18 protein-coding genes are annotated in these 19,610 nt (G+C 77.3%); 7 read left to right on the top strand and 11 right to left on the bottom strand.

From position 1 onward, the window contains the following. Positions 1 to 156: 156 nt before the first annotated feature. The 3 genes from cydD to EDC03_RS11005 all read right to left on the bottom strand — a co-directional run bounded on the left by cydD (position 157) and on the right by EDC03_RS11005 (position 6,316). Positions 157 to 3,684, bottom strand: a complete 3,528-nt coding sequence (cydD, locus tag EDC03_RS11015) for a thiol reductant ABC exporter subunit CydD (protein WP_123380291.1) — start codon at positions 3,682 to 3,684, stop codon at positions 157 to 159. Continuing rightward, the gene (gene cydB / locus EDC03_RS11010) at positions 3,681 to 4,706 is read right to left on the bottom strand and encodes a cytochrome d ubiquinol oxidase subunit II (RefSeq protein WP_123380290.1); all 1,026 of its coding nucleotides are present in this window, start codon (positions 4,704 to 4,706) and stop codon (positions 3,681 to 3,683) included. Before cydB ends, cydD begins: the two co-directional genes overlap by 4 nt. A gap of 68 nt (positions 4,707 to 4,774) precedes the next feature. Beyond that, entirely contained in the window at positions 4,775 to 6,316 is a 1,542-nt protein-coding gene (locus EDC03_RS11005; protein WP_241967144.1) for a cytochrome ubiquinol oxidase subunit I, read from the bottom strand. 160 nt (positions 6,317 to 6,476) lie between these two features. On the opposite strand from EDC03_RS11005, the gene EDC03_RS11000 reads away from it, so the two are divergent. Both EDC03_RS11000 and EDC03_RS10995 read left to right on the top strand, forming a co-directional pair. After that, the gene (locus tag EDC03_RS11000) at positions 6,477 to 6,860 is read left to right on the top strand and encodes a BlaI/MecI/CopY family transcriptional regulator (protein WP_123380288.1); all 384 of its coding nucleotides are present in this window, start codon (positions 6,477 to 6,479) and stop codon (positions 6,858 to 6,860) included. Between the two features lie 29 nt (positions 6,861 to 6,889). Further along, complete coding sequence (locus EDC03_RS10995) at positions 6,890 to 7,852, top strand: M48 family metalloprotease (protein WP_123380287.1); 963 nt, start codon at positions 6,890 to 6,892, stop codon at positions 7,850 to 7,852. A gap of 10 nt (positions 7,853 to 7,862) precedes the next feature. Here EDC03_RS10995 and EDC03_RS10990 read toward each other — a convergent pair whose 3' ends face one another. The 3 genes from EDC03_RS10990 to EDC03_RS10980 all read right to left on the bottom strand — a co-directional run bounded on the left by EDC03_RS10990 (position 7,863) and on the right by EDC03_RS10980 (position 10,655). Then, positions 7,863 to 8,747, bottom strand: a complete 885-nt coding sequence (locus EDC03_RS10990) for a dienelactone hydrolase family protein (protein ID WP_123380398.1) — start codon at positions 8,745 to 8,747, stop codon at positions 7,863 to 7,865. Between the two features lie 61 nt (positions 8,748 to 8,808). After that, positions 8,809 to 10,131, bottom strand: coding sequence for an MFS transporter (locus EDC03_RS10985; protein WP_123380286.1), 1,323 nt, complete (start codon positions 10,129 to 10,131; stop codon positions 8,809 to 8,811). After that, positions 10,128 to 10,655, bottom strand: a complete 528-nt coding sequence (locus EDC03_RS10980) for a MarR family winged helix-turn-helix transcriptional regulator (protein WP_199720167.1) — start codon at positions 10,653 to 10,655, stop codon at positions 10,128 to 10,130. The genes EDC03_RS10985 and EDC03_RS10980 overlap by 4 nt, the downstream gene beginning before the upstream one ends. A 307-nt stretch (positions 10,656 to 10,962) precedes the next feature. Between EDC03_RS10980 and EDC03_RS10975 the strand changes: the two genes are divergently transcribed. From EDC03_RS10975 to EDC03_RS10965, 3 genes are all read left to right on the top strand, one after another. Further along, complete coding sequence (locus EDC03_RS10975) at positions 10,963 to 11,388, top strand: DUF2530 domain-containing protein (RefSeq protein ID WP_158674274.1); 426 nt, start codon at positions 10,963 to 10,965, stop codon at positions 11,386 to 11,388. Continuing rightward, positions 11,385 to 12,266 (top strand): LLM class flavin-dependent oxidoreductase, encoded by an 882-nt coding sequence (locus EDC03_RS10970; RefSeq protein ID WP_123380283.1) that lies wholly within the window; start codon positions 11,385 to 11,387, stop codon positions 12,264 to 12,266. The genes EDC03_RS10975 and EDC03_RS10970 overlap by 4 nt, the downstream gene beginning before the upstream one ends. 68 nt (positions 12,267 to 12,334) lie before the next feature. Then, a complete protein-coding gene (locus EDC03_RS10965) occupies positions 12,335 to 13,981 on the top strand; it encodes a peptide chain release factor 3 (RefSeq protein ID WP_123380397.1) in 1,647 nt (548 codons plus the stop codon). A gap of 6 nt (positions 13,982 to 13,987) precedes the next feature. Here EDC03_RS10965 and EDC03_RS10960 read toward each other — a convergent pair whose 3' ends face one another. The 3 genes from EDC03_RS10960 to EDC03_RS10950 form a co-directional block, all read right to left on the bottom strand. Next, complete coding sequence (locus EDC03_RS10960) at positions 13,988 to 14,434, bottom strand: hypothetical protein (RefSeq protein ID WP_123380282.1); 447 nt, start codon at positions 14,432 to 14,434, stop codon at positions 13,988 to 13,990. Between the two features lie 119 nt (positions 14,435 to 14,553). Next, positions 14,554 to 15,501, bottom strand: a complete 948-nt coding sequence (locus EDC03_RS10955; RefSeq protein WP_123380281.1) for a sugar phosphate isomerase/epimerase family protein — start codon at positions 15,499 to 15,501, stop codon at positions 14,554 to 14,556. Positions 15,502 to 15,767: 266 nt separating this feature from the next. After that, the gene (locus EDC03_RS10950; protein ID WP_123380280.1) at positions 15,768 to 16,331 is read right to left on the bottom strand and encodes a hypothetical protein; all 564 of its coding nucleotides are present in this window, start codon (positions 16,329 to 16,331) and stop codon (positions 15,768 to 15,770) included. A gap of 133 nt (positions 16,332 to 16,464) precedes the next feature. On the opposite strand from EDC03_RS10950, the gene EDC03_RS10945 reads away from it, so the two are divergent. Further along, positions 16,465 to 17,373, top strand: coding sequence for a class I SAM-dependent methyltransferase (locus tag EDC03_RS10945; protein ID WP_123380279.1), 909 nt, complete (start codon positions 16,465 to 16,467; stop codon positions 17,371 to 17,373). Between the two features lie 24 nt (positions 17,374 to 17,397). Here the strand turns inward: EDC03_RS10945 and EDC03_RS10940 are convergent, their stop codons facing one another. Together EDC03_RS10940 and EDC03_RS10935 are read right to left on the bottom strand one after the other, a co-directional pair. Next, entirely contained in the window at positions 17,398 to 18,300 is a 903-nt protein-coding gene (locus EDC03_RS10940; RefSeq protein WP_123380278.1) for a MerR family transcriptional regulator, read from the bottom strand. Positions 18,301 to 18,378: 78 nt separating this feature from the next. Beyond that, entirely contained in the window at positions 18,379 to 18,954 is a 576-nt protein-coding gene (locus tag EDC03_RS10935; RefSeq protein WP_123380277.1) for a hypothetical protein, read from the bottom strand. A 209-nt stretch (positions 18,955 to 19,163) separates the two neighbouring features. On the opposite strand from EDC03_RS10935, the gene EDC03_RS10930 reads away from it, so the two are divergent. Then, positions 19,164 to 19,589 (top strand): hypothetical protein, encoded by a 426-nt coding sequence (locus tag EDC03_RS10930; protein ID WP_123380276.1) that lies wholly within the window; start codon positions 19,164 to 19,166, stop codon positions 19,587 to 19,589. Positions 19,590 to 19,610: the final 21 nt, after the last annotated feature.

Here is a 19,610-nt window from a genome sequence, read left to right as displayed (position 1 = left end):
GTCTCCCAAGTCTTCGTAGCCTTCCGTCGCCGTGGAGGCCTGTCTTCCGGATCTTCGTAGCCCTTCGTCGCCGTAGGGGCCTGTCTTCCGGGTCTTCGTGGCCCTTCACCGCCGCCTGGGCCGGCCAGGCCCGTCTTCGTGGCCTTCCGCCTGAGCTCAGGCGTGCGCCGCTGTGGGTGCGGCCGCGCCGAGCCGGTGGACGACGTCGACCCGGTCCAGCCCCTCGGGGCGGTGGGTGAGCAGCAGCACGCCCCGGCCGGAGGCCGCGTCGAGCAGGTCGGCCACGAGCGCCTCGGCCGTCGGCTCGTCGAGTCCCTCGGTCGGCTCGTCGAGGACGAGCACCGCCGGGTCGACGAGCAGGGCCCGCGCCGCGGCGAGACGACGCCGCTCGCCCCCCGAGACGGTGCCCTCGCCGAGCCAGGTGCCGAGCCCCGCGGGGAGCCGGGAGAGCCACTCCCCCAGACGGACCCGCTCGAGGACGGCCACGAGCTCGGCGTCGCTCGCGCCCGGGCGGGCGAGCCGCAGGTTCTCGCGGACCGTCGAGGCGAAGAGGTGGTCGCCGTGGTCGCCGACGACGGCCACGCGGCGGCGGACGTCGTCGCCGGCCAGCGCGCGGACGTCGACGCCGCCGAGGCGGACCTCGCCCGCCCGCGGGTCGAGCAGGCGGGTGAGGACGGCGACGAGCGTCGACTTGCCGGAGCCGGACGGCCCGAGCAGGGCGACGCGGCCGCCGTCGGGGACGTCGAGGTCGAGCCCGTCGAGGGCCGCCGGGCGCGCCGGGTCCCAGCCCGCGACGAGGCCGCGGACGGTGAGCGCCGACGAGACCGGCAGCGGCAGAGGCGCCGCCGGCTCGGCGACGACGACGGGCGCCGTCGCGAGGGCGGCGAGCCGGGCCCGCGCCTGCCGGTCGCGGCGGACGGCGAGCGCCGCGTCGACGAGCTGCTGCGCGGGCTCGGCGAGCGCGAGGACGACGAGGACGAGGACCGCGGCGGCCTCGACGCCGAGGGCGCCCTCGCGGAGGGCAGCGGCGACGGCCGCGGCGACCCCGACGACCGCGGCACCGACGCCGAGGTGCCCGAGCGCCGTCGCGAGCCCGGCCTCCCGGGCGCTGCGGGCCTCGGCCTCGGCGAGCGCGGCGCTGCGCCGGGACGGCAGCGCGAGCGCCGCCTCCTCGCCCCGGACGGCGAGTTCCTCGACGCCGTCGAGCGTCTCGGTGACGGCGTCGACGACCTGGGCCCGGGCACCGGCGACCGCGACCTCCCGGCGTCCGGCCACCCGGTCGGCGACGAGCGGCGCGACGACGGCGGCGAGCAGCAGCCCGGCGAGGACGGCGGCGCCGGCCGCGGGGGTGAGGAGGGTCGCCACCGCGGCCACGACGACGAGCGGGACCGCCGCGGCCAGCGCGGGCAGCCGCCCGCGGAGGAGGCCGTCGACCCGGGCGTCGACGTCGTCGACGACCCGCGACAGCAGCGCCCCGCGCCGCAGCGGGCCCGGGCCGGGCACGCGCGGGACGAGCGCCGCGTACACCTGCGAGCGCCACGCGCCGAGGCGGACGAAGGCGACCTCGTGGCTGACGAGACGCTCGAGGTAGCGCAGCAGCGGCCGCGCGACGGCCGACCCGCGGACGAGGACGACCGCCGTCGACAGCGTCAGCACGGGCGGCAGGTCCGACGCGCGGACGAGCAGCCACGTCGCCGCGCCCGTGAGGACGAGCCCGGACACCCACGACGACGCTCCCAGCGCCACCGCGGTCCCCGGCCGGCGCGACGCCCACCGCCACGCCCGCCCCGCGCGCCCGCCGGCACCTGGCAGATCGGCGTCCTCCTGCCCTCGGGGTGCTCCCGGCGCCGGCACTTCGGCGCCCTCCTGCCCTCGAGAACCCCCGCCCACCGGCACATGGGCGCCCTTCTGCCCTCGAGCACCCCCATCTACCGGCACATGGGCGCCCTTCTGCCCCAGGGCGGCGGCCTCGTGCGGCAGAAGGGCGCCGAAGTGCCGGGAGGGGTCGGGGGCGGCGACGGCGACGGCGCGGTCGACGGCGGCGAGCAGGGCCCGGCGGTGCGAGACGACGACGACCGCGCAGCCGCGCTCGGCGGCCTCGCGCAGGCGCGCGACGACGAGGCGCTCGGCGTCGGCGTCGAGGTGGGCGGTCGGCTCGTCGAGGAGGAGGACCACCGGGCGGCGCGCGGCCAGGGCCAGCGCGCGGGCCAGGGCGAGGCGCTGCCGCTGGCCCGAGGACAGCCCGGCGCCGCCCTCGCCGAGCGGCGTCGCCAGACCGTGCGGCAGGGAGGCGATCTCGGCGGCGAGGCCGACGTCGGCCAGCGCGGCCCAGCGTTCGTCGTCCGTGGCGAGCGGCTCGAGGGCGTCGGCGACGGTACGCGCGTGCGGCAGCGTCGGGCGCTGCGGCACGTGGACGACGTCCGACGAGCCGGAGACGGCCACCGTCCCGGCGCTGACCGGCTGCACGCCCGCGAGCACGCGCAGCGCCGTCGTCTTGCCGGCGCCGGACGGCCCGCGGAGCGCGACGAGCTCGCCCCCGCGCACGGCGAGGTGCGGCAGGTCGAGCGCGTCGACGAGGGCGCCCGGGTGACGCACCCGCACGCCCGCGGCGGCGACCGACGGCGCGCCGCCCGCCGTGGTCCGCGGCGGGGCGGCGTCCGCGCCGGTCAGCACCTCGTCCACCTCGTCGACGACGGCCGTCGCGTCCGCCGCGGCGTGGAAGCGGGCACCCACCTCGCGCAGCGGCCGGTACGCCTCGGGCGCCAGGAGGATGACGAGGAGGGCGGGCAGGAGGTCCATCGAGCCGGCCGCGACCCGCAGCCCCGCCTCGACGGCGACGAGGCCGACCGACAGCGTCCCGACGAGGTCGAGCGCCGTCGACGAGAGGAAGGCGAGGCGCAGGACCCGTGTCGTCTCGGCGGCCTGGCGGCGCGTCATGGCCTCGACGACCCCGACCTGGCGCTGCGCCCGTCCGAAGAGCCGCAGCGTCGGCAGCCCCTGGACGACGTCGAGGAAGTGCCCGGCGAGGCGCTGCGTCGCCTCCCACCGCTGCTGCGCACGCTCCTGCGTCGCCCACCCGACGAGCGCGGCGAAGACGGGGACGAGCGGCAGCGTCACGAGCACGACGAGCGCGGACGCCGGGTCGACGAGCAGCATCGCGAGGACGACGAGCGGCGGCACGACCGCGGCCACGACGAGCGAGGGCAGGTAGCCGTCGAACCACGGGCGCAACGCGTCGACGCCGCCGGTCAGGAGCGCGCCGAGCCGCGACGGCCCGTGCTGCGCGACCCACGCCGGGCCGCGCCGGAGCACGGCCGCGAGGACGGCCCGACGGACCTCGTCGACGGCCACGGCGCCCGTCCGCGTCGTCAGCACGCGCTCGGCCCACGCCAGCAGCGCCCGGAGCACGAGCCCGGCGGCGAGCAGGCCGAGCCAGCCGTCGACGCCGAGGCCCGGCCGCTCCCCCGCCCGTCCGGCGTCCACCAGCGCGACGAGCGCGGTCACCAGGCCGGCGAGGACGCCGGCGAGCACCACGGTGACGACCGCCTGCAGCGCGGACGCGACGACGACGGCCGCCACCCACGGCCGGACGCCCGGCGCCTGCCGGAGCAGCCGCGGGTCGACCGGCCCGCGCGGGCGACGCCGGACCGCCGGGCCGGACGCCCCGCCGGTCCCGTCGGTCACGTCGCCACCCGCTCGCTGGCGACCCGCTGCCGCAGCACCCAGTACGAGAAGGCCTGGTAGACGACGACGCCCGGCAGCACGACCACCCCGGCCCAGCTGATGAGCCGCAGCGCCGAGTCGGTGGCGGACGCCGACGCGAGCGTCAGCGAGTACGCCGGGTCGAGCGTGCTGGCGAGGACGACGCCGTCGGCGATGCCCGCGGTCAGCGCGGCGACGACGGCCGCGGCCACGACGACGGCCGTGCCGGCGAAGGCGGCGGCCTCGCGGCGCCGGGCGGCGAGCAGCGCGACGACGGCGAGCAGCGCGGCCCCGGCCGTCTCGAGGACGGCCGGCCCCGTGCCGACGAGCGCCGTGACGAGCGCGGCGACGGCGAGGGCCCCGGCGCCCACCGCCGCGACGACGACGGCCACCCGCTGCGCCCGCACCCGCAGCGGGCCGGTGGTCCGCAGGCCGATGAAGGTCGCGCCGAGCAGCAGCGCCGCGCCGACGGCGACGACGGCCCCGGCGAGCGCGTCCCACGACGCCAGCGGTGCGAGGGTCCGGGCGAGGCCCGCGCCGAGGCCGCCCGACGACGTCACCTCGCCGTCGGCGCCCAGCGCGAGGCCGCGGGCGAAGACGGTGAGCAGCGCCCCGAAGAGGGCGACGACCCCGAGCGACGTCGCGGCGAGCCAGGCGTCGCACCGCCGGCGCCACGCGGCGCCGGAGTGCTTGCCGCGGAACTCGAGCGCGACGCCGCGGCCCGCGAGGAGCAGCAGCACGAGCACGAACGGCAGGAACAGCCCCGACATGAGGGCCGCGTACCAGTCGGGGAAGGCGGCGAAGGTGACGCCGACCGCGGCGACGAGCCACACCTCGTTGCCGTCCCAGAACGGGCCGATGGTGCGGACGGCGGCCGACCGCTCGTGGTCGTCGCGGCCCAGCAGCGGGGCGAGCGCGCCGACGCCGAAGTCGAAGCCCTCGAGGACGAAGAACAGCACCCAGCACAGCACGACGAGGGCGAACCAGACGGTGACGAGGTCCACGGCGGTCTCCGGAGCTCGGGGTCGGACGAGGGGGTCGGACGAGGGGGTCGGACGGGTGGTGCGAGGGGTCAGTAGCTGGGCGCGAGGTCGTCGTCGCGGGTGCGGCGGCCGCCGGGCGTGCCCTCGCCGTCGGCGGCGGGCCCGTCCCCCGCGTCGCCGTCGTCGTCGTCCCGCTCCGCCCCCGAGATCGCGGCCGTGTCGAGGTCCTGCCGGACGACGTGCAGCACCAGCCGCGTCCACACGACGGCGATGACGCCGTAGGCGAGCGTGAAGGCGGCGAGCGCGGCCAACGCCTCGCCGGCCGTGAGCCCCGGCGAGATGCCGTCCTCGGTGCGCGTGAGCCCGAAGGCGAGCCACGGCTGCCGGGCCGTCTCGGTGAAGACCCAGCCGAAGGTGCCGGCCGCGGCGGGCAGCAGCGGCAGCACGGGCAGGAGGCGCAGCGCGCGGGCCACCCAGCGATTCCCCACCGGCAGCGCGCGCCCGCGGCGGGTCGCCCACAGGTAGGCGGCGGCGATCGCGGCGGCGGCCATCCCGATGCCGATCATCGCGCGGAAGGACCAGTACGCCATCCACACGACGGGCACGTAGCTGCCCGGTCCGAACTGCGCCGCGTACTGCGCCTGGAGGTCGTCGATGCCCTGGACGGTCGCCGTCGGGTCGCCGACGGCGAGGACCGACAGCAGGTAGGGGACGTCGAGGCTGAAGAACGGCTCGCCGCCGCCCGGCCGGCCGATCGCGAGGATCGAGAACGGCGCCCCGGCGGTCGTCGTGTAGAGCGCCTCGGCCGCGGCCATCTTCATGGGCTGGACCTCGGTCATGACCTTGCCGAGCACGTCGCCCGTCAGCGCGGTCATCACGCCGCCGGCGAGGGTGAGCCAGGCGCCGACGCGGGCGAGGGTGCCGAAGGCGAGCCGCTGCTCGTGGTCGTCGTCGCCCTCCGGCTCGCCCGGCTCGCCGAGGCCCGACGCCGTCGGCACGTGCACCCAGCGGCGCCACGCGCCGATCGCGAGGAGCAGCGCGCCGCCGAGCATCGCGGCCCCCGCGATGGTGTGCGGGAAGGCCGCGAGGTTGACGGGGTTGGTCATGAGCCCGAGGAACGACTCGAGGCGGGCCCGGCCGCGCTCGGCGTCCCACGAGTACGCGACGGGGTTCTGCATGAACGCGTTGGCCGCGAGGATGACGAACGCCGAGATGAGCGTCCCGACCGCGACGACCCAGATCGTCGCGAGGTGCAGCCGGCGCGGCAGGCGGTCCCAGCCGAAGTACCAGAGGCCGAGGAACGTCGCCTCGAGGAAGAAGGCGAGCATCCCCTCGATGGCGAGGGTCGGGCCGAAGACGTCGCCGTAGGCGCGGGCGAAGTCGCTCCAGCCCAGGCCGAACTGGAACTCCTGCACGAGCCCGGTGACGACGCCGACCGCGAAGGTGACGAGCAGCAGCTTGCCGACGAGCAGGGTCAGCCGGCGGTAGCGCTCCCTGCCGGTGCGGTGCCAGGCCGTGTGGAGCCCCGCCGTCACCGCCGCCAGCGTGATCGACAGCGGCACGAAGAGGTAGTGGTAGATCGTCACGACCGCGAACTGCAGCCGCGTGATGTCGAGGACGTCGAGGTCCACGGTGCCCAGCCTTCCGACGTGCGTCATGTCGCCGTGCCGTCGGGCGCCGGTCCCGCGCCCTCACGACGAATACTACGCCGCGTCGTACGTCCGTCGTCGTACGGGGCGGTGCGTACGTGATCGGTCGTAGGGACGCCGTCGCGGCGGTACCCTCACCGGCATGGCGAGCACCGGTCTGGGCGACCTCGAGCGCGAGGTGATGGCGCACCTGTGGGACGCCGACGGACCGCTGACGGTCCGGCAGGTGCACGAGACGCTGCTCTCCGGCTCCGCCGGCCGGTCCCTCGCCTACACGACCGTCATGACGGTGCTCGACCGCCTCGCGAAGAAGGGCGTCGTCCGCCAGGAGCGCGCCGACCGCGCCTACCGCTACGCGCCCGTCCAGACGCGCGAGGAGATGACGGCGGCGCTCATGCTCGACGCGCTGGGCGCCACCCCGGAGGGGCCGGCGCGCGACGCCGCGCTCGTCCACTTCGTCGGTCGCGTCGGGCCCGAGGGCGCGGCCGCCCTGCGCGCCGCGCTCGACCGCGCCACCTCGGCCTGACGCCTCCCGCCCCGCCCCGGCGCCCCGCGATGACGACGCTGGTGCTCGGCACGCTCGGGCTGGCGCTGTCGCTCGTCGTCCCCGAGGTCCTCGCGCGGGCCCGCTGGACCGCCCGCGCGCCGGGGGCCGCCGTCGTCCTGTGGCAGGCCGTGACGCTGGCGTCCGTGCTCTCGGCCGTCGGCGTCGTCCTCGTGGGGCCGGAGGAGCTCGTCCGCGCCGCGGGCACCGGCCCGGACGTCGAGGCCTGGGTCCTCGTGGGCGCCCTGCTCGTCGCCGCCGTCATCGTCGTCCGGCTGCTGTGGTCGGCGGCGGGCGTCGCCGTCCGCTCGCGCCGGCGCCGCGCGCGCCACGCCGACCTCGTCGACCTGCTGGGCCGGGCGGAGGCGCGCGCCGACCTGCAGCTGCCGGGCGCCGCACCCCTGCGGGTGCTCGACGGCCCGCTCCCCCTCGCCTACTGCCTGCCCGGGCGGGCGCCCCGCGTCGTCGTCAGCGGTGCGGCGCTGGCCGAGCTGCCGACCGACCAGATCCGCGCCGTCCTCGCGCACGAGCAGGCGCACCTGCGCGCCCGGCACGACCTCGTCCTCGAGTCGTTCACGGCGGTCTACCGCGCCGTCCCGGCGCCCCTGCGCAGCCGCACCCCGCTCGACGCGGTGTCGGTGCTGCTGGAGATGGCGGCCGACGACGCCGCCCGGGCCCGCTGCGGCGCCGGGCCGCTGCGCGGGGCGCTGACGGCGATGAGCACGGACGGCGACCTCGGCACGGACCTGCCGGCGGCACCGACGCGGCGGGGCGGCCGCGCGGCCCGCGACCCCCGCGACGACCGACGACGACGCCTCGAGCGACTCCACCGTCCCGCGCCGACGGGCGGGCTGCTGCGGGCCGGGGTCCTCGCGCTCGCCGTCGCCGTGCTCGTCCTGCCGACGGTCTTCGTCGTCGCGCCGTGGCTGACCCGGGCGCTGCCGACCGTGCCGCTGCTGCCGGGCCTGGGCTGAGCGCCCGCCCTCATCCGCCGGTCGCGGGCCCGCCGACGCGGGTCGTGCCCGCCGCCCGCGCCCCGGGCCAGCCGACGGGCGCGTCCCCCGTGGCCGGCCGGTCCCCGGCGGCGGCGGCGGGGGCCGGGGCGTCGGGGCCGTCGTCGCCCCGCAGGTGCTCGTCGAAGAAGCCGAGGATCCGACGGCGCGCGTCCGCAGAGGCCTCGGCGTCGTGCGAGACGCCCATGACCCGGCGCATGAGCGGGCCGAGCGGCGAGGTGTCCGTCGTCCGCGTGACGAAGCCGTGCTGCGCGCCCGGGTACTCGCGGACGTCGTGCGGCACCCCGGCGCGGTCGAGAGCGGCCGCGACCCGCACCGCTCCCCCGGCGAGCATCCGGTCGGCACCGCCGAAGCTCGCGACGACCGGGCACGCGCCCGCCACCGCCGCGCCGAGGGCCGCGTCGTCGTCGGGGAGGATCCCGTAGTTGACCGAGGCGGCCGACCAGCCGGGGCGCCCGGCGAGCAGGAGCGCGAAGCCGCCGCCCATGCAGAAGCCGATGACGCCGACGGCGCCCGTACAGTCCGCGCGGTCGGCGAGCGCCGTGCGGGCGGCCTCGAGCCGCGCGAAGGCCGGCCCCTCGCCGCGGCCGACCTGCTGCATCGTGCGGGCGACGCACGGCACCCGCCCCCAGCCCTGCGTCCGCCCGTCCCGCGAGTAGAGGTCGGGCAGGAGGGCGACGTAGCCGGCGGCCGCGAGCCAGTCGGCCTGGTCGCGCATGTCGTCGGACATGCCGAAGGCGTCGTGGACGACGACGACCCCGGGCCACGGGCCGGGGTCACGCCGCGTCGGGGCGGGCGTCGAGACGTAGGCGGGCATCGTCGCGCCGTCGGGCCCCGGGACCACGGTCGTCGTCATGCCCGCCACCCTCGCCCCCGCCCCGGGGTGCCCGCGACCGCGGACGTCCCGGGGCGGCGGGTCAGGCGGCGGTGCGGCCCGCCCGCGCCGACTCCGCGTCGAGCGAGGCGTGCGCCGCCGACCGCTCGGCGGCGTTGAGCACCTGCAGGTGCGGCGTCTGGTGCAGCCGGTAGCGGATCCGCAGGTCGTCGCGGCGCAGGACGTAGAGGACCGCCCCGACGGTGACGACGAGCGCCGAGATCCCGCCGAGGTAGATGGTCCAGCGGGCGCCGAAGACGTCGCCGACGAGCCCGATGAGCGGGGACCCGATGGGCGTCCCGCCCATGAAGATCATCATGTAGAGCGCCATGACGCGGCCGCGCATGGCGGGCTCCGTCGTCGTCTGGACCATCGCGTTCGCGGCCGTCATGAGGGTGAGCGCCGTCAGCCCGACGGGGATGAGGGCGATCGCGAAGGACCAGTAGGTCGGCATGCTCGCGGCGACGATCGCCGACACGCCGAACGCGCCGGCCGCGCCGAGGACGAGCCGGAGGCGCGGCCGCTCGCGGCGGGCGGCGAGCAGGGCCCCCGACAGGGACCCGATGGCGAGGATCGAGCCGAGCAGCCCGTACTCCTGCGCCCCCTTGTCGAAGACGCCGGTGGCGACGAGCGCCGTCGTCAGCTGGAAGTTCATGCCGAGGGTGCCCACGGTCCCCATGACGACGAGGACGAGGACGATCTCGGGCCGGCCCTTGACGTAGCGCAGCCCCTCGCGGACCTGCCCCTTGCCGCGCGCGGCGAGCGGCATGGGGCGCAGCTCGTCGGTCCGCATGAGCACGAGCGCGACGACCGTGGCCATGAAGGTGACGGCGTTGATGAGGAAGACGGGCCCGGTGCCGAAGGCGGCGATGAGGAGGCCGGCGATGCCGGGGCCGACCAGCCGGGCACCGTTGAAGGCGGCGCTGTTGAGCCCCACGGCGTTCGGCAGGTTCTCCGGCGGCACGAGCGCCGCGACGAAGGTCTGGCGGGCCGGGGCGTCGAAGGCGGTCGTGATGCCGAGGAGGGCGGCGAGGACGTAGACGTGCCAGAGCTGCGCGCTGCCGGTGACGACGAGGACGCCCAGCACGAGGCCCCACAGGCCGGACAGGCCCTGCGTGAGCATGAGCAGCCGGCGCTTGTCGACGCGGTCGGCGACGAGACCGGCGTACGGGCCGAGCAGGAGCATCGGGAGGAACTGCAGGCCCGTCGTGATGCCGACGGCCACGCCGGAGCCGGCGGTGAGGACGGACAGCACGAGCCAGTCCTGCGCCACGCGCTGCATCCACGTGCCGACGTTGCTGACGAGCGCCCCGCCGAACCAGATGCGGTAGTTGGGGATCGACAGGGAGCGGAAGGTCGCGCTCACGGCGCCACCACCCGGCGGAGGATCGTGGCCGCCTCGGCGAGGACCGCGCGCTCGTGCGCGTCGAGCCCCGCGAGACGGCGGGTGAGCCACTCGTCGCGACGACGTCGCGTCGCCTGCAGGAGCGCCTTGCCGTCGTCGGTCGTGCGGACGAGCACCTGGCGGCCGTCCTGCGGGTGCGGCTCCTTGGCGACGACGCCGCTCTCGACGAGCGCGGCGATGGTGCGCGTCATCGTCGGCGGCTGCACGTGCTCCGCGTCGGCGAGCGCGCCGGGCGTCGACGGGCCGAGGCGGTCGAGGAGGGCCAGGACGGAGTACTGGTGGTCCGGCAGCGCGTCGTCGGGGCGCTCGGCGCGGATCCGGCGCACGGAGAGCATGAGGGCGCCGCGGAGGTCGGCGGCGAGGGTGGGGGCGCCGGTGCCGCGGGCGCGGGGGGCCCGGGCGGTCGTGGCGGCAGGGGTGTCGGAGGAGGGCGTGGCGTCCTGCGGGGAGGGCGCCGGCCGGGTCGAGGCGGGGGCGGGCGGCACATCGTGAGCGTAGGTCATTACCTCGCCTAACGACATCCGGGACCGACCTCTTCCCGGGCCACCCGGGGGCGTCGGCGCACGGGGTCCTCCCCGGGCAGTCGGCGTCGACTTCACCTCCCCGAGCCTCCCGAGCGCGAAGTAGGCGTCGACTTCACCTTCCCGAGCCTCCTGGACGTGAAGTAGGCGTCGACTTCACCTCACGGAGCCCTCTGAGCGCGAAGTAGGCGTCGACGACACCTCGCGGCGCCCCTTCGGACCCCGCCGTCGTCCCGGCACGACGTCGCCCCCCGCGGCTACGGTGGCCCGCGTGAGGTTCGCCCGGCTGCCCCTGGAGAGCAGGCCCACGCCGCCCGCCGCCCGCACCGACGACCGGCTCGCCGCGCTCGCCGGCCTGGCCGCGTGGGCCGTCGCCCTCGTCGTCGTGCTGGCGCAACGTGGCTCGCTCGTGGCCGACGACCGCGGCTGGTGGGTGTGGGCGTGCGTCGCCGGCCTCGTCCTCGGCGTCGTCGGCCTCGTGCACCTGCAGCGGCGGGAGATCAAGCACCGCACGGCCGCCCGGCGGCAGCGCCGGGCCGCGGCGGTCCCCGTCCCGGCCCGCGCGGTGACGCCGATCCTCACCTCGGCCCAGGCGGCCGAGGCCGCGGCCCGCCCGTCCACGCCCCCGACGACGCAGATGCCCGTCGTGGCCCCGCCGCACGGCGCCGGCGCCCCCGAGCAGGACGGACCCCGATGAGCGACCCGGTCGGCCTCGGCGCCGTCTTCCTCCCCCAGCTCCCGCCCGAGCGGCTGCGCGAGGTGGCCGTCGCCGCCGACCGCTCCGGCCTCGACGAGCTGTGGCTCTGGGAGGACTGCTTCTTCGAGGGCGGCGTCGCCACCGCGGCCGCGGCCCTCGCGTGGACCGAGCGCGTGCGCGTCGGCGTCGGCCTCCTGCCCGTGCCCCTGCGCAACGTCGCTGCGGCCGCCATGGACATGGCCGTCCTGCACCGCACCTTCCCCGGCCGCGCCGAGGTGACGGTCGGCCACGGCGTCCAGGCGTGGATGGGGCAGGTCGGCGCGCGCCACGCGTCGCCGCTGACGCTCCTCGAGGAGCACCTCGGCGCGCTCCGACGGCTCCTCGCCGGCGAGGAGGTGACGACGGAGGGCCGCTACGTCCGCCTCGACGGCGTGCGCCTCGAGTGGCCGCCGCCCGCCCCCGTGCGCGTGCTCGCCGGCGCCGAGGGGCCCAAGACGCTCGAGCTGTCCGGCCGGGCCGCCGACGGCACGCTCCTCGTCGCCGGGACGACGCCGGACCGGCTCCGGCAGGCGCGCGAGCGCATCGACGCCGGCCGCGAGGCCGCCGGGCGCACCGACCACCACCGGGTCGTCGTCTACCTCCTGACCGCCACGGGCCCGGACGCCGCGGACCGCCTCGCCCGCAGCCGGACGTCGTGGGACCTGCCCGACGCCGAGGACGTCGCCGTGGCGGGCGGCGCCGAGCAGGTGGCCGACGCCGTCCGCCGCCTGGCCGACGCGGGCGCCGACGTCGTCGTGCTCCAGCCCACCGCGGACGACCCCGACCCGGCGGGCTTCGCCGCCTTCGCGGGCGAGCAGGTGCGGCCGCTCCTCGCCTGAGGCGTCGGCGTCCCGAGCAGCCCCGTGCGTCGGGGACCATGGGGGGACCGCCCCACGACAGGACTGTGATGAGCACCCACGCCCCCGCCGTCGAGACCGACCTCTCCGCCGTCCCCGCCGACGCCGACGACGCGCCCAGCCGCCACGCGGCCGTGCGGCGCACCTTCGCCGTCATCAGCCACCCCGACGCCGGCAAGTCGACGCTCACGGAGGCGCTCGCGCTGCTCACCGGCGCCGTGCACCGCGCCGGCCACGTCAAGGGCAAGGCCGGGCGCGCGGGCGTCGTCTCCGACTGGCAGGAGATGGAGCAGCAGCGCGGCATCTCGATCTCCTCGGCGGTCCTGCAGCTCGACCACCGCGCCCACGTGCTCAACCTCGTCGACACCCCGGGCCACGCGGACTTCTCCGAGGACACCTACCGCGTCCTCGCGGCCGTGGACTGCGCCGTCATGCTCGTCGACGCCGCGCGCGGCATGGAGCGGCAGACGCGCAAGCTCTTCGACGTCTGCAAGCACCGCGGGCTGCCCGTCATCACGGTCGTCAACAAGTGGGACCGCCCGGGCCGCGAGGCGCTCGACCTCATGGACGAGGTCGCGCAGGTGACGGGCATGACCCCCACGCCGCTCACGTGGCCGGTCGGCGTCGCCGGGGACTTCCGCGGCGTGCTGCGGGTCGGCGCCGAGGGCGACGGCGCGTACACCGCCTACACGCGCACGCCCGGCGGGGCGACGGCCGCCATCCAGGAGCACCTGTCCGCCGACGAGGCGCTCGAGCGCGAGGGCGAGACGTGGACCGCGGCCGTCGAGGAGGCCGGGCTGCTGACCCTGGAGAACGGCGAGCACGACGAGGAGGCCTTCCTCGCCGGCCGCACGACGCCGGTGCTCTTCTCCGCGGCGGTGCTCAACTTCGGCGTGGACCACCTGCTCGACACGCTGCTCGACGTCGCGCCCTCCCCCGGCCCGCGGCCGGACGCCGAGGGGACGCCGCGCCCGCTCGACACCGGCTTCTCGGGCCAGGTCTTCAAGATCCAGGCCGGCCTCGACAAGGCCCACCGGGACCGGGTCGCGCTGGTGCGGGTCTGCTCGGGCCGCTTCGAGCGGGGCACGCCGCTGACGATCGCCCGGTCCGGGCGGACGCTGACGACCAAGCACGCCCAGCACCTGCAGGGCGGCGCGCGCACGAGCATCGACGAGTCGTGGCCCGGCGACGTCGTCGGCCTCGTCGGCGCGAACGGCGTCGAGGTCGGCGACACCCTCCACGGCCGCGGGGCCGTCGAGTACCCGGCCATCCCGTCCTTCGCGCCGGAGCACTTCGTCGTGGCGCGGCCCGTCGACCTGTCCCGCAGCAAGCAGTTCCACAAGGGCATCGCCGAGCTCGACGCCGAGGGCGTCGTGCAGGTGCTCCGCTCGGACCTGCGCGGCGAGCAGGCCCCTGTGCTCGCCGCGGTCGGCCCGCTGCAGCTCGAGGTGGCCTCGCACCGGATGGCGAGCGACTTCTCGTGCCCCATCCGCACGGAGACGCTGTCCTACTCCGTCGCACGGCGGACGACGCCGGAGTGGGTCGCCCCCCTCAACAGCCAGCGCGGCACCGAGGTGCTGCAGCGCCGCGACGGCGACCTTCTGGCCGTCTTCGCCGACCAGTGGCGGATGAACGGCGTCGCGCGGGAGCTGGCCGGCGTCGTGCTCGAGCCGCTCGTGGCGGACGCCACGGCCTGAGGCCGGTCAGGCGCGGGGGCCCGCGCCCTCGGCGGGACGTCGGTCGAGCACGGCCAGCGCCGCGCTGCCGACCGCGCCCACGAGCGCGATGACGACCCGCGAGTGCCGGACGCCGCGGCGCCGCAGGACCGACTCCTCGGCCCGGTCGACGAGGACGCCCAGCGCCGAGCCGGTGGCGACGACGACGCCGGCGACGACGGGGACCACCGGCGCCGGGAGGTCCCGCCAGGCGCCGTCGCCCCACGGGCCCAGGCCGGAGCCGGGCCGCTCACGCTCGCGCCGCTGCTGCACGGCCACGAAGGCCGCCAGGGCCGCGGCCGGCGCGAGGACGAGCGTCGCGGCGGTGGCACCGCGCGCGCGACCGAGCGGCAGGAGGCTCGTCAGCCCGCCGGCGAGGAAGGCCGCGAGCGGCCCGGGGCTGCGGCCGAGCCGGCCGTCGGTGATGTCGACCACGCCCCGACCGTAGCGAGAGGTGCTGGACGGCAGGGTCGTCCGTCGGTGCCGCTCGGCGCGGCAGGGCCGGGCGCACGACGGCGCCCCCTGCAGGAGCAGGGGGCGCCGTCGCCGTCAGGTCAGTACTCGAGGCAGCTGAGGAACTCGAAGCTGTCGCGGGCGAACTCGGCGGTCGCGGGGGCCCCGTCGCGCTCGATGACGTAGTACTTGATCTTGCCGTGGGCGGCGCGGAGGATCGGCACCCAGTCGATGTCGCCCTCGCCGACGTCGGTCAGCTGGGTGAAGTCGCCCAGCGTGTCGGCGGGGAGGAACCCGTCCTTGATGTGGAGCAGCTCGATGCGGTCGCCGTGCTGCTCGAGCAGCTCGACGACGTCGACGCCGGCGTCCGAGGCCCAGAAGACGTCGAGCTGGAAGGCCACGAGCCGCGGGTTCGTGTTCTCCAGCAGGACCTCGTAGGCGGTCTTCTCCTCGCCCGTCGCGGGGTCGGTGACGACCGTCGTGAACTCCCACCAGTGGTTGTGGCCGAAGTGCTTGCCCGTGCCGTTGTTGACGGACTTCCGGCCGAGCTGGTTCATCGCCTTCGCGGTGGCGAGGACGTCCTCGTAGCTGCTGGAGCCGTCGCGGGCGATGCCGGGCGCCGCCCAGCCGCCGGAGCCGGTGTACTTCTGCCCCAGCGCCTTCGAGAAGGCGAGGGTGTCGCGGAAGGTGTCGGCGTTCGTGCTGCCGTGCGCCGTGGGCGCACGGAGGCCGTACTCCTGCAGCAGCTTCCCGAAGCGCCAGCCGCTGCGGCCCTCGTAGCTGCCGCCGAAGGGCTCGACGTTCTTGTACCCGATGTCGGACAGCTCGGAGAGGATCGACTCGACCCCGACGGTGCGCTGCCAGCCGGCGTAGCTGTACAGCTGGAACGAGATCTTGCTGGCGGGCACGGTGCGGCCGGAGCAGTCGGCGGCGGCCGCCGCGCTCGGGGCCGGCGCCGCGGAGGCGGGGACGGCGAGGAGGCCGGACGCGGTGAGCGTCAGGGCCGCGGCGGCGACGACGGCGGCGCGGGCACGACGGGCGAGGGTCATGGGAGTCCTTTTCGAGAGGGACGGACCCGGCGCGGCGGGGTCCGGGCAGGCGTCAGCGGCGGTGGTGCGGGCGGTGCACCGGGACCTCGGGGAGCCGGGGTCGCTGCGAGTCCGGTCGTGGGTCCGCGCGTCGGCGCGGGGACCCGCCGGGCTCGTGGCCCGACGACGGCCACTATGCACGACTCTTCCGTCGTTGACCAGCAAAAGTAGGTCAGTGACGGGCGGAAGCGGAGAGTCACCGCGGGTGGCCACCGGTCGCCCCGGCGTCAGGCGTCGAGGTCTGTCACGTCCGGCGGGGGGACCTCCGTGCGCCGCGCCGTCGACGCGTCCTCGAGCCCGCGCACCGAGGCGAAGGTGCCGACGGCCGTGACGAGCGGGCCGAGGTACGTGCCGGCGATCGCGACGGCGACGCCTACCTCCCCGAGCCCCGCCCCGGGGAAGTAGCCGTCCCCCAGGGTGAACGACAGCTCGAACGCCAGCTGCGACGCGGCCATGAGGACCAGGCCGGCGACCACGGCGGCGAGGGCGGACCGGTGGCGGCGGGAGCGGTACGGGTGCGCCGTCATCTCCTCGCCGCTGACCTGGTGCGCCAGCAGGCGACGCGCGAGCGCGAGGGCGCCCACGGAGGCCACGACCGCCCCGCCGTACGTCAGCACCGCGCTGCCCACCACCAGCCCGGCCCGGGCGGCGTCCGCCCCCGGGCCGGAGACCGTCGCCAGGACTCCGACCAGGCGCCCGCCCCCGAGGAAGAGCCCCAGGCCGACGGCGACCGGCAGCGCGAGCCGCCGCTCCTGCCGTGCTGCTCCTCGGTCGGTCGTCGTCGCGGTCACGGCCCCATCCTCACGACCGGGGCCACCGACGAGGGGCGTCGGTCGTCGACGACCGGAGCGGTTGCCACGCACCGTGTTGCGCGTCGCTCCCGTCACGGTCCGCCGACGGCCCGGTGGCGGGGAGGATGGGTCCATGAGCGACGGGTCGGTGGAGCGCGCCCTGGGCGCCCTGGTGGTCGGCGACGTCGACGGGGCCCGCCGGGAGGTGAGCCGTGGCGGCACGCCGCTGGCCCGGGCCCTGGCCGAGCACCTGCGCGACGACGGCCACGGGTCGGTCTACGACCAGCCGGCCGCCTTCGAGGCCTTCATCCGCGGCGGCGGCAACGTGGGGCTCTACGCCGCGGTGAGCGCCGCCCTGGCCGACCTCTACGACCGGCACCGGCCGACCTCGGTGCTCGACGTCGGCTGCGGGGACGGCACGGCGCTCCTGCCGGCGCTCGCGGCGGCCTCGCACCACCCGGGGCGGCTCGACCTCCTCGAGCCGTCCGCCCCGCTGCTCGACGCCGCCCTGCGAGAGGTGGGGCGCTGGCAGGACGCCGCCGGCTCGGGGACGCAGGTGACCAGCCGACCGACCACCGCGCAGGTGCTCGCGGCCGACCTGGCCGCCGGCACCGGCGAGGACGCCACGTGGGACGTGCTGCAGTCGACCTTCGCCCTCCACACCGTGGAGCACGGGCCGCGCACCGAGGTGCTGCGTCGCCTGCGCCCCCGCGTGGACCGCCTGGCGGTCGTGGAGTTCGACGTCCCCGACGTCGCGGTGGGCAGCCCCGAGCACGTGCGCTTCCTCGCCCGGACCTACGAGCAGGGGCTGGCCGAGTACACCGACGACCGGGACCTCGTCGCCCAGGGCTTCCTCCTGCCCGTGCTCACCGGGCAGCTGAGGCCGGGAGCGGTCCGGGCCACCTTCGAGCAGCCCGCGGGCGCCTGGACGCGACAGCTGGAGGACGCCGGCTGGGCCGACGTGGCCGTCCGCCCCCTGCACGACTACTGGTCCTCCCCCGCGTTCCTGCTCACCGCCCGGGGCGGGGCCGGCGCCGTCTGACCACCGCTCGGCCCCGACCCGCCGTCAGGGGGCGGGCAGGTCGCGGACCGCGAGCTCCTCGGCCAGCTCGAGGCACCGCAGACGGGCCGGGGACAGGTCGTACGGCAGCAGGCGCGAGGCGTCGAGCAGGGTCATGGAGCCCTCCCCCTGGGTGCAGGCGGACCCCTCCGTCGCGGGCACGGGGTGCTGCGCGTCCCAGGCGGCGAAGAGGGCCTCCTCGTCCGCCGCGAGGCCGGAGCGCTCGACGACCGCGTCCAGCTCCCGCTCGACGGCGTGCCGCGCGGCGGCCACCTCGGCCACCCGGGGGTCGTCGACGGCGACCGTGTCGTCGAGCTCCGCCTCGGCGGCCTCGACGCGGTCGGCCTCCTCCCGCAGGTCCGGGTGGGTGGCCAGGGCGATGAAGCGGCTCGCGCGGAAGGCCGCCCCGAGGGGCCCGAGCATCCGCTCGGTGACCAGCAGGTCGTCCAGGTCGGACTCCCGCAGGGCGCCCGCGGGCAGCGGCGCGAGGCGGTCGGCGACCAGGTCCGACAGGAGGCCCGTCCGGCTGCCCCGGGCCCGCATGCTCCGCACGGCGGCCCGCTGGCGCTGCAGCTCGGCCTCCTTCGCGGCGAGGGAGGCCTCCAACCGCTCGAGCACGTCCTCGACGTCGCGGTCGGCGTCGGCCCGGGCGACGTCCCCGGCGGGGGCCGCGCCGTCGAAGGCGTCGCGGATGTCGTCGAGCGCGAGACCGGCGTCGGCCATCGTCCGGATCCACAGCAGCCGGACCATGTCGTCGTACCCGTAGCGACGGCGGTCGTCGGCGCCCCGCGGCGGCTCCGGGAGCAGCCCGATGTCGTGGTAGTGGCGGATGGCCCGCGGCGTCGTGCCGACGAAGGCGGCGGCGTCGCCGATGAGCACGTGGCGCGGCGGGACGAAGGGCGAGGGCATGGGCGGGCCTTCCTCGGCGGGAGCAGGACGTGAGGACCACCGGACCACATGACGTCGCGTCAGGTGCAAGCCCCGCGGCTACGCCGGGGGCGTCGCCCGCAGGCGACCTCTGTCGGCCGGGGCGTAGCGCCCCAGCGCGTACGCCGCGACGAAGCCGACGAGCACCACCCCCGCGACCACCGCCGCGGCGTCCGCCGCACGGGCGACGCCGAGGGCGCCCACCAGCAGGCCGGCCGCCCCGAGGAGGGCGACGACGACCCCGAGGTGGAGGAACATCCGCTCGCGGAAGACCGCGGCGAAGGGCACGAAGTGGAGGCCCACCACGGCGGCGATGAGCGCGGGCCGCAGGTCGCCCCGGCCGGCCGCCTCCAGGGCGCGCGAGCCGACGGCGATGAGGGCGAGCTCGCCGGCCACGCACGCGAGGTAGGCCAGCAGCGCCGGCGGGCCGGGGCGCGTCAGCGGGCCCAGGGCCACCGGGCGGACGTAGTGCCCGACGAGCGCCGTGGCGACGCCGGCCAGCGCGAGCACCCAGGCGACCGGCTGCACGACCGGCCCCAGCGCCGACGAGTAGCTCGCGACGAAGACCACGCCGCCGGCGAGCCCGACGAGGCTGCCCCACCGCCGCGGGTCGACGAGGGGCGGGGGCTCGCCCACCGCGGGGCCGTACCGCCGGGGCCCTCTCCCGACGTGCCCCCGCGCGCGGCTCACCGTCGCCCTCGCGGAGCCGGTGGCGTCGTCACGCCCCGATCCTGACGCGGGCCGGTCCTCGGCGGTCGCCCCGGTCGTGGTGGATCCGCGGCTCCCGCGTCGGGGGCGGCCGCTCGGGCCGGGCCCACGTCGTCAGCAGCCGTCACAATCGGCGGGTGTCCGCCCTCCCGCCGCCCTCCCTGGAGCGGCTGCGGGCCGGCGTCGACGCCGTCCTCGTCCCGCGCGGATTCGCGCCCGGGCAGGTCGGCAGCGACGACCGCAGCGGCCAGATGATCTGGTGCGCGGCCGCCGACGAGCTCGCGGCCCGCTTCCCGGCCCTGCCGACCAGCCGGGAGCCGGAGGAGGGCTGGAGCACCAGGTGCACCGACGTCGTCCTCGACGTCGCCGTCGTCGACGGGCACTGGCTCCTCACCGGGGTCGACCTCGAGGAGCACCGCCTCGACCGGGCCCTCGCCCACGTAGGCCTCTCGGGACCCGCGCGGGAGGCCGCCGCCCTCGTCGGCTCGCCGGTGGGTGACAGCGCGAGCTCGCTGCCGGCGTTGCTCACCAGGTTGCTGGACGCCTCCACGCCGGGACGCTGAGGGGCACCACCGGCGACCACC

Source organism: Pseudokineococcus lusitanus, assembly GCF_003751265.1.
Classification (GTDB): domain Bacteria; phylum Actinomycetota; class Actinomycetes; order Actinomycetales; family Quadrisphaeraceae; genus Pseudokineococcus; species Pseudokineococcus lusitanus.
The sequence above is the reverse complement of the archived record's forward strand: the minus strand, read 5'-3'. Positions and strand labels throughout refer to the sequence as shown.

Bases quoted from the DNA above. Each gene is read 5' to 3' on its own strand.
- EDC03_RS10995 (WP_123380287.1), top strand. From the start codon at position 6,890: ATGACGACGCTGGTGCTCGGCACGCTCGGGCTGGCGCTGTCGCTCGTC.
- EDC03_RS10990 (WP_123380398.1), bottom strand. From the start codon at position 8,747: ATGACGACGACCGTGGTCCCGGGGCCCGACGGCGCGACGATGCCCGCC.
- EDC03_RS10945 (WP_123380279.1), top strand. From the start codon at position 16,465: ATGAGCGACGGGTCGGTGGAGCGCGCCCTGGGCGCCCTGGTGGTCGGC.
- EDC03_RS11000 (WP_123380288.1), top strand. From the start codon at position 6,477: ATGGCGAGCACCGGTCTGGGCGACCTCGAGCGCGAGGTGATGGCGCAC.
- EDC03_RS10940 (WP_123380278.1), bottom strand. From the start codon at position 18,300: ATGCCCTCGCCCTTCGTCCCGCCGCGCCACGTGCTCATCGGCGACGCC.
- EDC03_RS10970 (WP_123380283.1), top strand. From the start codon at position 11,385: ATGAGCGACCCGGTCGGCCTCGGCGCCGTCTTCCTCCCCCAGCTCCCG.
- EDC03_RS10965 (WP_123380397.1), top strand. From the start codon at position 12,335: ATGAGCACCCACGCCCCCGCCGTCGAGACCGACCTCTCCGCCGTCCCC.
- EDC03_RS10955 (WP_123380281.1), bottom strand. From the start codon at position 15,501: ATGACCCTCGCCCGTCGTGCCCGCGCCGCCGTCGTCGCCGCCGCGGCC.